General features: G+C 45.8%; 12 protein-coding genes. 1 reads left to right on the top strand and 11 read right to left on the bottom strand.

Annotated features, from left to right (window positions below; all coding sequences use genetic code 11):
• Positions 1-2: 2 nt before the first annotated feature.
• From AC58UU_RS38355 to AC58UU_RS38405, 11 genes are all read right to left on the bottom strand, one after another.
• Positions 3-1,607, bottom strand: coding sequence for a LytS/YhcK type 5TM receptor domain-containing protein (locus AC58UU_RS38355; RefSeq protein WP_497322712.1), 1,605 nt, complete (start codon positions 1,605-1,607; stop codon positions 3-5).
• Positions 1,608-1,744: 137 nt separating this feature from the next.
• Positions 1,745-3,001: an MFS transporter gene (locus tag AC58UU_RS38360; protein WP_497322713.1), complete on the bottom strand. Its 1,257-nt coding sequence runs from the start codon at positions 2,999-3,001 to the stop codon at positions 1,745-1,747.
• A 162-nt stretch (positions 3,002-3,163) separates the two neighbouring features.
• Positions 3,164-4,267, bottom strand: a complete 1,104-nt coding sequence (locus AC58UU_RS38365; protein ID WP_497322714.1) for an ROK family protein — start codon at positions 4,265-4,267, stop codon at positions 3,164-3,166.
• Entirely contained in the window at positions 4,267-5,898 is a 1,632-nt protein-coding gene (nagZ, locus tag AC58UU_RS38370; RefSeq protein ID WP_497322715.1) for a beta-N-acetylhexosaminidase, read from the bottom strand. Before nagZ ends, AC58UU_RS38365 begins: the two co-directional genes overlap by 1 nt.
• Before the next feature lie 22 nt (positions 5,899-5,920).
• Positions 5,921-6,736 (bottom strand): carbohydrate ABC transporter permease, encoded by an 816-nt coding sequence (locus AC58UU_RS38375; RefSeq protein WP_497322717.1) that lies wholly within the window; start codon positions 6,734-6,736, stop codon positions 5,921-5,923.
• Positions 6,733-7,617, bottom strand: coding sequence for a carbohydrate ABC transporter permease (locus tag AC58UU_RS38380; RefSeq protein ID WP_497322718.1), 885 nt, complete (start codon positions 7,615-7,617; stop codon positions 6,733-6,735). Before AC58UU_RS38380 ends, AC58UU_RS38375 begins: the two co-directional genes overlap by 4 nt.
• 11 nt (positions 7,618-7,628) lie before the next feature.
• The gene (locus tag AC58UU_RS38385) at positions 7,629-8,984 is read right to left on the bottom strand and encodes an extracellular solute-binding protein (RefSeq protein WP_497322719.1); all 1,356 of its coding nucleotides are present in this window, start codon (positions 8,982-8,984) and stop codon (positions 7,629-7,631) included.
• 94 nt (positions 8,985-9,078) lie between these two features.
• The gene (locus tag AC58UU_RS38390; RefSeq protein WP_497322720.1) at positions 9,079-10,677 is read right to left on the bottom strand and encodes a response regulator; all 1,599 of its coding nucleotides are present in this window, start codon (positions 10,675-10,677) and stop codon (positions 9,079-9,081) included.
• Complete coding sequence (locus tag AC58UU_RS38395; protein WP_497322721.1) at positions 10,674-12,488, bottom strand: sensor histidine kinase; 1,815 nt, start codon at positions 12,486-12,488, stop codon at positions 10,674-10,676. Before AC58UU_RS38395 ends, AC58UU_RS38390 begins: the two co-directional genes overlap by 4 nt.
• Before the next feature lie 137 nt (positions 12,489-12,625).
• Positions 12,626-13,069 (bottom strand): OsmC family protein, encoded by a 444-nt coding sequence (locus tag AC58UU_RS38400; RefSeq protein WP_497322722.1) that lies wholly within the window; start codon positions 13,067-13,069, stop codon positions 12,626-12,628.
• Between the two features lie 23 nt (positions 13,070-13,092).
• Positions 13,093-13,491, bottom strand: a complete 399-nt coding sequence (locus tag AC58UU_RS38405; protein WP_497322723.1) for a DMT family transporter — start codon at positions 13,489-13,491, stop codon at positions 13,093-13,095.
• A gap of 860 nt (positions 13,492-14,351) precedes the next feature.
• Here AC58UU_RS38405 and AC58UU_RS38410 point away from each other — a divergent pair.
• Positions 14,352-15,038, top strand: a complete 687-nt coding sequence (locus AC58UU_RS38410; protein ID WP_497322725.1) for an endonuclease domain-containing protein — start codon at positions 14,352-14,354, stop codon at positions 15,036-15,038.
• The last annotated feature ends 174 nt before the right edge of the window (positions 15,039-15,212 follow it).

The raw sequence follows: 15,212 nt of genomic DNA on the forward strand, positions 1-15,212 counted from the left end.
TATCACCTCACCCAGAATCTAATTTTTGTACCTTCACCTGGCTTGCTCTCAATTTCTAGCGGATGCTCTCTTCCGTAATGGTAGTTTAGACGCTGCTCGATATTCCTTAAAGCCATACCGGCGTGTTCCCCATGACTCTGAAGCCGGGCGATTTCTAAGCCAACTCCATTGTCCTCGACTGAAATACGCGCATGCAGCTTTCCGTCGTCCAGCTCCTCCTTCACAGTAAGCCTGATCACACCGATACCCTTCTTATTATTGATACCATGAACAATGGCGTTCTCGACAAGAGGTTGAATCGTAAATGGAGGGATCTGATGATCCAGCAACCTTTTATCGATTTCAGCATAAAATTCCAATTGATCCCCAAGACGTGATTTAATCAAACTGAGGTAAGACATGACCAACTCGTATTCGTCACGTATCGTGATCATGCGTTGGTTACCATGGCTCATATTTTTGCGTAAAAATTTTGATAAATGCATCACCATCTGACGGGCCTCTTCCGGTTTAGTACGAATAAACGATTTGACTGTGTTCAGCACATTAAACAGGAAGTGAGGATTCATCTGCGCCTGCAGCGAACGAATCTCCGCATCGGCCAGCAGCTGCGACTGTCTCTCGGACTCGACAAACGCATACTGCTGTGAAAGCAGACCGGCGAGCGAGGACAACATTCGTCTGCGAGAAGGATTATCATCCTGCTCCCGTTCGAAATACAAGCGAAATTGCCCAATCGGACGCTGATTCGGAATATGAATGAAGAGGTCGATCCAATGTTTTGTTTTTCTTCCTTCTGCTACCCATGCCGAGCCATTCTTGCTGAAAAATGCACCAACGGCCTTCATTTCCTCATTCAAAACTTTGGCGATTTCACGTACCGCCTTCTCGAATTCCAATCGCCAAAGTGGCATCGTCATATCCGCAATTTGTAGGGCTTTGTGAGCATGCTCCGCGCCGATGCGTTCCTCTTCACGCTCCATCGTGTTGTATAGCACGAAATATAGCGCTACCCCGATGCTGTTTGCGAGAGTCTGAGGTAAACCTATGAGTGAAACCAGGCTCAAAGCATCCCCCCATGGCTTGGCGAGCGCAAGAATGAGTACCATTTGCAGAGCTTCAGCCATGAACCCAACAAGAAAGGCGAGTTGAACAGATGACACCTTGCGGAAGCGTTTCTTGAACGCATTGCGGCAGAGTCCAGCCAAGACACCTTGAAGAATAGGTGCAATCATACAAGCCACGGCAACAAATCCACCCAAGCTGTAGCGGTGCAGGCCGGCTGCGACACCAACGATGAGCCCGCTTTTCACACCGCCAAGCAAGCCGGCAATGACGACGCCAACGGTTCGTGCATTGGCAATGGCCGCTGTTGGGGAAACTTCGCCGATCCATGGAGCCGGTCGATACGTAAAGTCGGATACCGTCACACCCGAGTAGGTGGCGAGAATCGCATAAGCAGTGAAAAAGAAAAGAAAACGCCATTGATAGGTCCTGTTACCTTGATAGCTCATATAACTGCGCATCCATCGGCTGCGAGAAAAGGCAAACGCAAGCGCTATCAAGAATCCAACCCTTTCAATCATATCGACGAACAACTGAAGCATCGTTCACACACCTTTTTACATCTTTTAAAGTAATCCTAGCAGAAATCTGGTAATCTTGCAGTAAAAAGACCATGGTTTCTACGTTTGTAGAAACCATGGTCTTTTGTGCCCTCTCGGCAATAGAGAGGGTTCGTATATCACTCACTACTAGGCTGCGAAACCACACTTTGCTTATATTTCAGCGAAGGCACCATAATGAAGACCCCGATTAGAAACAGTGCAGCACACGTGAGATAAATCGTTTCAAGCGAGAAGGAAGCTTTGATACTTCCAGCCAAACTCATTGTGATGACCATGGCACCCATGAACAATGGATTCAGAATACCATTCACACGACCCACGAACGACTCCTCCGTGTTGCCAAGAATCATTGTATTGATACCAATTTGAATAGCAGGCATGACGAGACCGGACATAAATTGCATCAAAAGTGCTACCCATAGTAGATGTGTCATGCCAATAACCGCAAACGCCACGACACTGACTGACATCCCGAGTATAAGGAGCGCTTGCGACGACATTTTTTTGGAAAAGCCCATCGTCAAGCCTCCGCCGATAATCATCGCGACACCATTCGTGGCCATAAACCATTGCAAGTTCTCTTTAGGCAAGCCTAGATTTTCCGTAACAAGAAAGATACCAAGCGGACTGATTAGACCAATCGCAAGACCGGCAACGGCAAAGCAGCCTCCCAAAGTGACAAGCATTTTATTCTTGAGCACATACCGGAAACCTTCACCCATCTCAGCAAAAATATGCGTGGATGGTCCAGCGGATCCTTTTTCAGCTTTACGGTCAGATGGTAGAAACGTTAGGACAAGAGCGGAGAGCACGAAGCAAATTCCCATGATCGCTATAGCGACTTCGATTCCAAAGGTATAGTACACGAAAGTTCCCATAATTGGACCCAAAATCATAAAGATAGCCATCATCGATTGAAATAATGACATCCCCATTTGCATTTGGGATTCATGCACATGAACCTTGAACAGCTTCATCCCGGACGGCTGAGAGAATTGGGACAGGATGGACGACACTAATGTGGCAAAAAAGATCGCCTTCCATGAACCATAATACAGGGTAACCATAATGACAAACACCGAGGCAGCGCTGAGAATATCGCACCAGACCATCGTGAGCTTAGGTCTCCATCGATCTGCAAAGGCACCGCCAATGAAAGAGAAAATAAATATCGGCGCAAACTCGGCAACGGAAATCAAGGAAACCGAGTAAGGATCGTTGTTCGTCATGTCGGTTACATAGAGGAGAATCGCGAAGTTACGAATCCAAATCCCGATTTGGAGGAAAAGACCCGATAACATAATGGACTGCACGAAACGATTCGCAAAAAAAGATCGCATCGTTGGCGCAGAATTAGATACGGTTTGAGACATAGAAAAAAACACCCCTTCGACAATAGATTGGTCAATAAAACATCAACTTCATTCCGACGTATTCGGAACCAAGAAAGTTTCATAAGCCTCATCTAATGTAACGAAAAAGGTGTCTAACGTCTAGTGCAATTTGTCATATGACCGGTCATAAATTGAAATGACTCAGCGACCATCCCTCGACATAAGCAGTGCTGCGCCTACAGCTCCTGCGGAGGAACCAAGAGCGGATGTTACGAATCGGACCGGACTTAGAATCGAAGGCAGGCAGCGATCCTCGATGACTTCACGCATCGGACCTAGGAGCGGCTCGCCGATGTGCGAAGCTCCGCCGCCAAGAATGACCACCTGCGGATTGAGCAGGTGGAGGATGCTCACGAGCCCGATGCCGAGGGCTCGTCCCGCTTCGCGCAGGATGCCGCTTGCCTCGGCATCCCCTTCCGCGGCTGCGGCCGCGACCAACCGCGCATCGACGCGGTCTGGGTCGCCTCCCGCAAGCCTCGTGAGGGCGCCGGCAGCGTCGCCGTCGCCTCCCGCAACGCGGCGCACGTGCTCGGCGCCGCGGCGGCCAATGGCGGTGCCTGACGCGTAGAGCTCCAGGCACCCCACATTTCCGCAGAGGCAGCGCGGCCCATTTCCATCAATGGAAATGTGGCCGAGCTCCCCTGCGTTATGGTTGACTCCGGCGATCAAGCGGCCGCCGGAGATGATGCCCCCGCCGATCCCCGTGGAGATCGTCACGAAGATACAGTCCGGCGCGCCCTCGCCCGCGCCGGCCAGCCATTCGCCAGCCGCTGCGGCGGTGGCGTCGTTCTCGAGCCGGACCTCGCAAGCGAAGCGGTCCGACAACACGGCGGCCACGGCAACGTCGCGCCAGCCGAGATTCGTGGCGAAGGTGACGACACCATTCGCCGTATCGAGCGTGCCCGCGGTGGCGACGCCAATACCGCGGAGAGCACTGCGGCTGCCGGGCACAGCCGCGAGAATCCCCTCGATCAGGTTACCCAGTCGATCGAGCACAGCTACCTCTCCCTGCTGCGCAAGGGTGGGGATCTCTTCTCTTGCGATGATGCTGCCATCGTACGCAACCAAGGCGGCCAACATCTTCGTGCCTCCCAAATCTACCCCAACAAAATACTCCCGAACGAAGACATCTTGTTCTTCTCCGATGTTTTTCACACCTTTTTCTTGCTCCATGCTGTTACCCTTTACAAAAACATCCTGCTTATTGTCTTGCTCCAATGTCATCTCTTTTTCCCCTTTCCCCATCAATCTAGCCTCCAACCAAGCGGATACTCCTCCGACAATGTCACAGGCAGCCTTCCAACCGCTTTCTCTTTCCCAAGAAGCACATTCGCGAGAGAAACCATCGCAAGCGGACGGTTTTCATAACAAGCATAATAAGTCTTTACCTCAGGAAATTCAAGTAAATCATAAGGATTTCTACCGGCAGCCACAATAACATATTGATCTTCCCTTTGAACTAATTCTTTAACCAACCTGGTTTGTCCTGCTGAGAATGTTGCATTGTATGTGACAATGACAATTTGCTTGTTACCTTCACAAGCTTCCAGAACCGAAGCTACTTCCGTATCCGAAGGATATAATCCCAAGTAAATCTCCTGAATAGGCTTTCCGGCTATCTCAGACAAGACACTGCCCAGTGTCCCGCTCCGATCCACGACTTCATCAATCTCAGTTCCCGTTTGTACTTCCGCCCAAATGACTAAGGTCGGCTTGTTCAGATCCAGCACTTTACCTACTTCATCCTTGACCCGTGTAATACTTTTACGGCTCAATTCTTTGGCGAGCAGTTGATGCTCGGGTGTAGAGATTGGTTCAGTCGGAATGGGCGCTAATGTATCATATCGAATCTCTCGCTTATATTTGTAGGTCATAATCCGCAGTACGGACTCGTCAATTCGCGACTCCGGAATCCGTCCACTCTCCACCGCAGCAATAACCGCTTCTATTGCAGACACTTGGCGATCCAGCAAATGACTAACCAGAATCAGATCCGATCCAGCCTCAATGGCACGAACAGCGCCTTCCGCCACACCAATCCCTTCTGAGATCGCCTTCATCTCCAGACAGTCTGTTACAATTAACCCTTTGAATTGAAGCTTCTCACGAAGCAACTCCGTTAAAATGCGATACGACAACGTCGATGGAACGCCGTTATCTTCCAGTGCCGCGAAAACGACATGCGCCGTCATAATCGCATCTACACCGCCTTCAATCGCTTTCATGAAAGGGGCTAGCTCTAGCTCCATCAATCGCTCCATACTATGTGGCACAACGGGAAGATCATGATGAGAATCCTCTGACGTATCACCATGCCCTGGGAAATGCTTGACTGTGGCAATAACGCCCATATCCTGCAAGCCTTTCACCGCATGTGTGCCCATATCACCCACTAGCGCAGCTGTTTCACCATAAGAGCGCACGCCGATAACAGGGTTTAATCGATCATTATTGATATCTAAACAAGGGGCGAAGTTCATATTCACGCCCATTTGGCGCAATTCTTTACCCATCACTTTAGAGCTGGCATAAACACCTGCGGGCGCAAAAGCTGCCCCTAACGCCATGTTCCCTGGCAGCAGAGTTGCTCCTTTTTCAATACGGGAAACCATACCTCCCTCTTGATCTACTGCAATGAATAACGGCTGTCCGCCGCTGCGGAGACTTATCGCTTGCAATTCGGCTGACAAATGAGCCAATTGGTGCGCATCTTTTACATTTCGACGAAAATAGATGACACCGCCAAGTCCGTATTCTTCAATTAATTGGGTAATGGACTCATTGGGTTCTAAAGATTCAAAACCGCAAATAAACATTTGACCCACTTTTTGACGCAAGGTTAAAGGATGTTGGTTATTGGGCGATGAAGATGACATAATTACACGCTCCTTGAGTGAGTTAAGATTTAATGCTTTCAATGATACGTTTCTGCAAAATAAAATACATCAGCACGACTGGAATAACACTAAACATGATTGCCGCGCAGAGCGAACCGTAGTTCATATTCAATTGGTCGTAAAAGGCTACCATGCTCACAGGAAGTGTTCTAAACTTTTCCTTCGCTAGAAACAGATTGGCCATCATAAACTCATTCCAATTGCTTAGGAAATTGAGCATAAAAACCGTGACGAGTGAAGGTATCGTAATTGGAATAATGACTCGCCACAAAAGTCCATAGATCGATAATCCATCCATGATTCCCGCTTCTTCTAACTCACTCGGTATGGATTTCAAAAAAGCACTAAAAATAAACACAGTCAAAGGTAAACCCATCGTTACATAGGGCAGGATCAAGGCTAGCGGTGTGTTGTATAAGTACATGCTGCGAAGCAGCATATATAAAGGAACAAGCAAGGAACCCGCGGGAACAAGCAATGCGAGCATCAATATACGCTTCAAGAACTTGCTTAATCGTGGAAATTCCATTCGTGTTAGGGCGTACGCCGTTGCCGTACCAAGAAACAGCGTTGCCATGGCCGATATCACAGAAATCACCAAACTGTTCGTAAAATAGTGACTTACATGTGCTCCAGTCCAGGCATTCCAATAATTCGAAAAGGAGAGTTGCTCTGGAAGGGACCACGGCGAGGCAATGATTTCTTTATTTGTTTTAAAAGAGGAGTTCAATACCCAAAGAAGAGGAAACAAAATAATGCCTATGTACAACATGAGTACAACATGCAGGAAGACACGGCGATAGGGAATTCCCTTCAATATCGCACCTCCTCCTGCTTCCTTGTGAACCAACCAAACAAGGATGTTAACATGCAGGTTAAAAGGAGAATAAGTACGGCAATTCCATTTGCATACCCATATTCACCAATGCGGTAAGCTTTTTTATACATATACGTGGCCATCACTTCTGTAATCCCATACGGATTGCCGCCAGTCATCACAAAGACGATGTCTAAGGCCTTCATAGCACCGGTAATCGATAGCAAAATCATGACCATGATGACGGGACGCAGCAGTGGAAGCGTAATCGACCAAGCCTCTCTCAGGCTTGTCGCCCCGTCTAACTCAGCAGCTTCCAAGATATTTTTGGGGATAGCATAGATCGCCGATAAAACCAGCACGACATAGAATCCAATCCACTGCCATGCGTTGGTAACAAGCACGGAGAGCATCGCTGTCGCTTCCTCTGCTAACCAAACATGCTGCCAAGTCATTAACCCGACAGCTTCCAATGCTTGATTGAGCAGCCCCGCCTGCGGGTGATAAATGAACCCCCATAGTACACCAACCACAGCTGTAGAAAGAACTGTAGGGAGGAAAATCATCGTTTTATAGAAGCTAGTCCATCGCCTAACTTTGCTCACCAGAAGCGCTAAACCAAGTATAAAGGGGATTTGTAATCCAACTGAAAAACCAATAAAATACAGGTTATTTCGCACTGCCATCCAGAAATATTTGTCTTGAAAAGCAGTAACGAAATTATCTAAACCATTAAATCTCGCCGGCGATACTCCGTTCCACTCCGTGAATCCGTAGCGCAGCGACATGATCATGGGATATAAGAAAAAGATCACGAATAGCAGCAGTGTCGGTAACGTAAAAAGCGCATAAGCAAATGGGTTTCTTCCTATCTTATTCATGTCTCATCCTACTATTTGGTATGGGTTTCTTCCTTATTCGAAGCCTCTTGCTGCTTCTGTATTTCTGCCATTAAGGAGGCCGGATCTGTTCTTCCGCCTATTAATTCTTGCATGCCGCGTTCCAATTTTTCTCGAACTTTCGTTTGAATGCGTGAGTCGAATGCGGGGAAAGCACCTTTACTGCTTTCAAATACATTCAAAATTTCCGTAATGAGCGGGTTTACATTGCTCGTATCCTGCAGTTTCATGGCAGGTGGCATACCTTCTTCGACGAGCTGTCTTTTTTGTATGGATTCGTTATACATTTGCCTGATAAACTCCTTGATTGCCACCAGTTGGTTTGGCGTCACTTTTTTAGAGAAACCATAGGCATTAGACCATCCTCCATTGATATAACCATCTCCTGGCCCTCCCATAGCTGGGAAACTCATAAAGCCTACATCCTTTACAATGGATGACTTCTCAGGGTCAAGCAGCGGCGTATTCGCCCAACTGCCATCGAACATGAAAGCCGCTTCACCGCTGCTAAATTTATTTTGCTGCTCGGCATATGCCAGTGCTAAGCTGCCATCCTGGAGATACCCCTTTTGAATCAACGAATGATATTTCTCAAAAGCATCTACAACATCCGGATCCGTCCATCGTTTGCTTCCATCCAATAAGCCCAGAACAGAATCTGGCCCGGCCGTGCGTACCCACATGGTATTGCTCATCATGTTTATGACCCATGAATCTTTAGCCGCCATTGCAAATGGTGTGATTTTCTGGGCCTTCAGTATCGCGGCAGCTGCGAGCAGTTCCTCCCACGTTTGAGGTGGTTTTATTTGATGATCCGCCAAAATCCTTTTGTTATAGTACAAGCCCTCGACGTACCCTGCCATTGGAATGCCATAAATTTTACCGTTAACCGTAAACTCCTCGAAGCTATAAAACTTATTGTTTAATCCAAGCTCATTCAGTATGGGCGTAAGATCAAGCAGCCTACCCGCTTTGACGTAATCCTTCGTATCCGTTCCGCCAAACAAGTCGAATATTTCCGGTGGATTCCCAGCTGCCATCTCCGCTCTCAGCTTCTCGAAACGATTGACCTTATCCTCCACCCCATCTAACGTAATGGATAATCCAGGAACCCTCGACTCCGTTGCTTTCACTACATCCTGCAGCATCGCGAAGCGCTTCTTCTGCGTATCTTTCACCTGCGTATGACGAAGTGTTAGTAGGATCGGCTCTCCCTTTGTTCCCGCGGGGTCGGGAGTCTCGCCAGCATGAAGGTTTTGTTCATTGTTCGAAGTTAAGCTGTTGCAAGCAGACACGATGAACGTCATAGCCACTACCGCTGCTACCGAAATCAACGTTCCTTTTCTCATCTTTATTGATCTCCTTTTTGCTTGCCATCTAAGTATAAAATAACGGTTGTTTGTCCTAAAGACCCACAAATTCCTTATAAAGGGGCAAAATCCTCTACTTAGCTTCTTTGCGCTTTTCGCGAAACTCCGATGGAATCTCACCAGTAAACTTTTGAAATACTTTGGTAAAATATCGCCGTTCGATGTATCCTACTGATTTTCCGATGTCCGTTATACTTTTATCACTGTGGAGCAGCATCGACTTCGCCAATTCCATCCGATGTTTCGTGACATATTCAACGAAGGTTTCTCCAAAATGCTGCTTAAATAATAAACTAAAATAGCTGGAGCTAATCCCTAGGGAGCTCGCTATATCCTCGATCCCGAAATCATTTGAATAGTGAGTTCTTATGTATTCCTTCGCCGCTGTCATGAGCAGTTCGCTGTTTTTCTTCTTATTCGTCCCCTCCAGCCCAAGTGCTACAAGCTGTACCATAACCTGAAGCAAATGTTGAATGCTCTCGCTCTTGTCAAGTTGACACCAGATCTGTTCTTCCTCCTGAAAATCAAGGGAATTCATTTCTCTCAGTTCGCGGAGCAGATGAAGAATAAGGAAATGCAGCATTTGATAGGCTCTGGCAAAAGAGCTGTCTGACAAACCTTCAAGCAGTAATTTCAAGCGTTTTAAGGCATCCTCCGTTTTGATACGGTTTAGTTGTTTAAGTCCAGTTACAATTTCCTCTACCAAATACCATAAGGAGCTGTTTGCATCAGCTGGCTCTTTGGACTCTTTATACAACAGCACGGATTGCTGCTTCCCCAGATTAAGCTGCATGAATCGCTGAAGCTTCCGATAGGCCGCAGAGAGTTGACGGAGTCCCACAGCTGCTGGGAAGATGCCGACACTAATGCCTAATTTAACCGATTGGGAAACGTTATGCTGAAGTTGAGCAGCTATTTCATTTAACTTCACCAATGCAGCGCTTTCGCCCTTTTCATCCCATTGGATGATTACACACCACTCACCTTCGCGGATCTGGAGTACTGTGAATTTCAATTTCTCATCCGTTAACGAATCTTGCAATACATTACGTACTGCGAAATTCCATAGCTTTCGCTCCTGCTCGGTCCAAGGCAGTGATTTCTGTGAGTAATCATCCACATCGATCATCGCAAATAAATAGGTCAACGTTTCAAGGTCCATATCATCAATCGGAAGCAGCGTATTCGGCGTAATTTCCGTATAATTCATCAAAACGTCCTGCAGGATCTTCTCATAGGCCAAATTTTTCATTTTGCCCCACTTTTGCTGCTCCTCTTGCTCACTTAGCTTCTTAACCCTGATTTCATTCGTCAATTTACTAATAGAATTCTCTAACTCTTCATAGTTAATAGGCTTCAATATGTAATCGCTAACGCCAACTCGCATCAACGAGCGTACATATTCGAAATCCTGATAACCCGTCACCATAAGCACCGTACAATCCTCATTGATCTCACGCAGCTTCTGAACGAATGTAATTCCATCCATTAGCGGCATACGAATATCACTCATGACCAGATCCGGCACATGCTGGGAGCTAAGTTCCAGCGCCTCCACTCCGTTTTTGGCCGTTCCAACAATATCAATCCCCAGTTCGTCCCAGGGAATAACCGCCTGCAAATTACGCAAAATGTTAGGCTCATCATCTGCCAATATCGCTTTCAGCCTCATAAGCCTTCCCCCTTATTTTTTGGGATCACGATCTTCATCGTCGTACCGTGACCTTCTTGACTGCAGATGAACATGCCATAATGTTCGCCATATTGGATCCGTATACGGTCAGCTACATTGCTGACACCAAGACCTCTTCGCTCTTCATTTGCGCCCAATATTTCGTGAAATGGCGTCTCTAGCTCTGTTTTATAATGGAATTTAGCTAATTTCTCCGCACTTATACCGATGCCGTTATCCGTCACATAAAGAGCAATCCGTTCTCCTTCATCCACAACCTTTATGGCGATCATGCCCATATAATCAATGGGTTCAAAACCATGCTGCAAACTATTCTCTACCAATGGTTGGAGAGTTAGCTTGAGAACGCAATAATCCAACAGCTCAGGCGGTGCTTGAATGTCATATTGAAACTGATCTTCAAAGCGGAATTCCTGAATTTCGAGGTAGCTTTTCAGATGCTCAAGCTCTTGCTTTAGCGAAATCTCTTCTCTGTTTTCCATTCCAATACGCAGCAGATTCCCAAGTCGATACACCATTTGGCTGACTTTTTTTCCTTGGTTTTGGATCGCTAACACATTGATGGATTCGAGTGTATTAAAAAGAAAATGCGGCTTTATCTGGGCTTGCAGCAGCATAAGCTCGGCCTTATTTTTACGGTCTTGCTGACGTTTGACTTCTTCCAGGAGATCCTCCACACGCACAACCAAACTGTTGAATCCTCTAGCGAGAGCGGACGTTTCATCCTTACCGCTTTCCTCCATGCGAGTCGTCAGATCGCCGCGTTCAACCTTTTTCATCGAAGAAAGCATTCGCAGAATCAACTGAACAATTCGCCTTACGAAAACCAGATTGTACACGAGTGCAAAAAATAAACAGACGAACGTAATCCCAGCGACCAGCTTCATAATCGTCTCAATTTCCCCGGCTACATACTTCCAAGAGGTGATTGATACGACGCTCCAATCCTGAACGCCCATCTGATTAATATTTAAATGGTAGAGTGAGATTAAGCTTTTTTCATTCTGAAAATTTGCCTGAAAACTGTTATTGTTTAGCTGCAGATCCAATTTGCCAGGCAGCAGCTGCAGCACATTGGCACCTTCTAAATTTTGCTTATTATCATAAAAAATAAGTCCGCTTTTGTTGACGAGTAAATAACGCTTCGAGCTTTCCTCATTCGTATTGAATGATTTGAAAATTTGATCAAGCTCATTAAATTTGAACTTCAGCAGCATGAACCCTAGGTTGTCCATCGTCCAGAAATCTTTGACCAATCTCGCTTGATAAAATTCCCCGCGGCCCGTCCCGAACTCCTTATATTCGGAAGGTCCAATCCAGAGTGGACTTCCGTTCAATTCCTGTATGTGCTGGAACGCGGTACTTTGTGTCAGCGCTGTCCACGGCAAAGCGCTTCCACCTCCGCGCCCCGCACTAAACGACTTGCCGGCATTATTATAAATCGCGACAGATTGCACAGGTGAATAGGTCAATATGGAGCCGCGCAGCAAGGTATCAAAAGTATTCAAGTCATAAGACGAGAGCGTGTTTTCATTCGGCTTTACCTCATCGATTGTTCGATAAATACCCTGAATACTCTCTTTTACCATCCAAAAGTCCGAAAAGTAATTGGCTTCCTTAAACATGTAATAAATATTACGGGAAATCGCCTGCAAAGTGACCTCGGTCAAATCGCCGTACTTCTTCTCAATTAGTTGCTGAGATACCGTATAAACAGCGGAGCCTAGTACGAACAAAGGAATAATAATGAACATTAAAAAACCGATAAACACTTTTTTGTTCAAATTCATCGACGAGGCAGACTCCTTCCAAACCGAATCAGGCACCCTCCTAGTGTTGGCGCCTTTACATTGCTTACTATTAATTATAAATGCCCCGCATTTTATGATCCTAGGGAGAGGTTTGGATGTTATAGGGATAAAATCCTCTACTCTTTCAATAGATGAATCTCAGGTTCCACGATGACCTCAACATTTCCTTTTAAAGCTTTACTGATCATACAAGTCTGCTCAGCACGATAGGCGGCTTTGCTTATTTTATCCGTAATCTCTTGTGAAGTATGAGCTGGGATACAGATTCGCGGCCGGTGAATGATTTTATCCACCTTCATCGCCGGACTGCTATGGACGAATATTTCTGAGTTCAGCTCGATCGATGCAATTCCTAGACGCTTCAGCAGCATGCTGAGTGTGATTAAATAGCAGGTCGCTGCCGCGCCAAGCAGCATCTCCTCCGGATTCGTCCCTATGCCAGGACCATCTAATTGGCTTGGCACTGAAATCGCCGAGATTAGGTTACCTGCTCGGATGTGACCTGTGCCGTCCAAGCCTCCGGACCACTCCGCTTTTAGTTCAAAACGATGCTCGATCATAGGTTTTTGAGCCTCTCTTTCATCTATTCCTTCGTGTCTGAGTTTATTGCCGTTGAATTTTGCGCTTGCGAGGCCTTCGATTGATCTTCGTCCCCAGTGCTGCTTATATGTAGACCAATTACCCCTAAGATGATGAGAACAATGGAAAGCACCTTCAGAGTAGAAACCGATTCATTGAACCACCATATGCCGATTATTGTGATAAGTGCTGTCCCTACACCAGACCATATGGCATAAGCCAAACTGACATCGAGCTGTTTTAGAGCCAGCGTCAATAAGGTGAAGCATAAAATATAGCAAATGCCCATAACAATAGCCGGACCTATCCTAGTAAAGCCTGACGACATCTTCATAGCCGTCGTTCCTACGGTTTCAAATAGTATTGCCAGCAGTAAAAAAGTCCAATTCATATTCCAAATCATAGCAATCATCCTTTACGTTTAAACTGTTAATTATAATTGTAAAGGAATGCGTTGGGTTTCACCAGTAAGCAAAAAATCGTTCTCATCCTAGTGTCAGGACGGGAACGATTTTGTATATTGCAATAGAAAAAGGCCATCCTTATCCCTAAAATAGATAAAAACAGCCTTATACTTGCTATCATTGATATCTATGAAAATGCATAATTAATGTGTTGGAATCAAAACAATGAAAGCCCTACCTCTCTTCCATCCTTGCGGCTCCAATGACCGCGCCAGTACGAATTGCTTAACAAACACCTGCTGCCGAAACACTTGACGTAGCCTCGGGTTTACCATAAATGAGCTTATTTTTACTGCACATTGGGAGAAAAACAAACAAGGAGAGGGGGTTACTTTCTTCTCGCTAATCGTTTCGTGTGGGGTAAATGAGGTTTGGTTTTAAGTGTTTATATAATTCATTTCAATCAATTCATAAATTATATATGGAATTAGGTGAAATGTCAACATATAGATGTATTTATTTTTCAACTTTTTTTCTTTTAGCATACGTACACGCCATCTATGCCCGATGCTTTTGCTTAGTCCATTCAAAATTTAAAAGTCAAACCCACCAACTAACAGCAGAGTTACCTGCCATCGGTCAATGTAAATTCTAAAGTAAAGGCAGCTACTATCTCTTTAAAGGTTCTTATGATATTATCTGTTTAAGATATGTAGCACATAGAACAATTGGGTTCAAAAGACACATACGCTTACACATTACACACTAAATTACAGCTGTGAAGCACACGCCGCTTTTCTAGTTCAGCAATTTGCTGATCTCGAGAAGCGGCTTATTTTTTCTTTGGGAGGTCATGTAAATGAACGATCTTATGTACACTGCACATGAAAATTACCTATCTCATCATTTAGCTATCAGAAAGGGGGAACGGTTGCGAAGGCTCAAAGAAGGCCATGGCCATGCTGAAAAAGCATTTCTTCATCAGGTTTGGTGGCCAGCATTCGGTAACTTTAATGACCTACATCCTGAGTATGAAGTGAAAGACTTTCGCGATGGAGCACGATTCCTAGACTTCGCTTTTCTACGTCATTCCCTTAAACTAGCCATCGAAATTGATGGTTACGGTACACACTCTTCCCAAATAAGCCGCAGCCAATTTGCCGACCAATGCAATCGCCAAAACCACCTCATTATCGATGGCTGGAAGATTTTACGTTTCTCATACGATGATGTTAAAGATCGCCCCCGCATGTGTGAACAAATCCTGCAGCAGTTTATGGGTCGATACCTTGGCGGAACGTTGCCACAAAACTTTAGCATGAGCTACATAGAAAAAGAAGTGTTTCGGTATGCCCTTACATTAAGCAGATCACTTACACCTCAAGATGTGTGCGACGTTCTTGACGTAGAAAAACAAAAAGCACGACACATTTTGAAAGACATGCTAGAAAAAGAGTTGATCCAAATCGCAGGTAAAGGAGAAAAGCGAATCCGCACTTACCGCCTTACGCCCGCGGTACTTCAATATTTAAATACTTTTAATTAGCCTTTACTTTATGCGGGTTTTTCATCACTATCGAGCCACCTTCTCGCACTCCCCTCACTTTAGCGATGAATTTCATCGTCTCAGCAACTCATCCAGAGGATTTGGCCGTATCCACCTACTTTAAGCATGTTTTTCATCACTATGGAGTCACTTTCTCGCACTTCCCTCACTTTA

It is taken from the genome of Paenibacillus sp. JT22N1 (genome assembly GCF_059692155.1).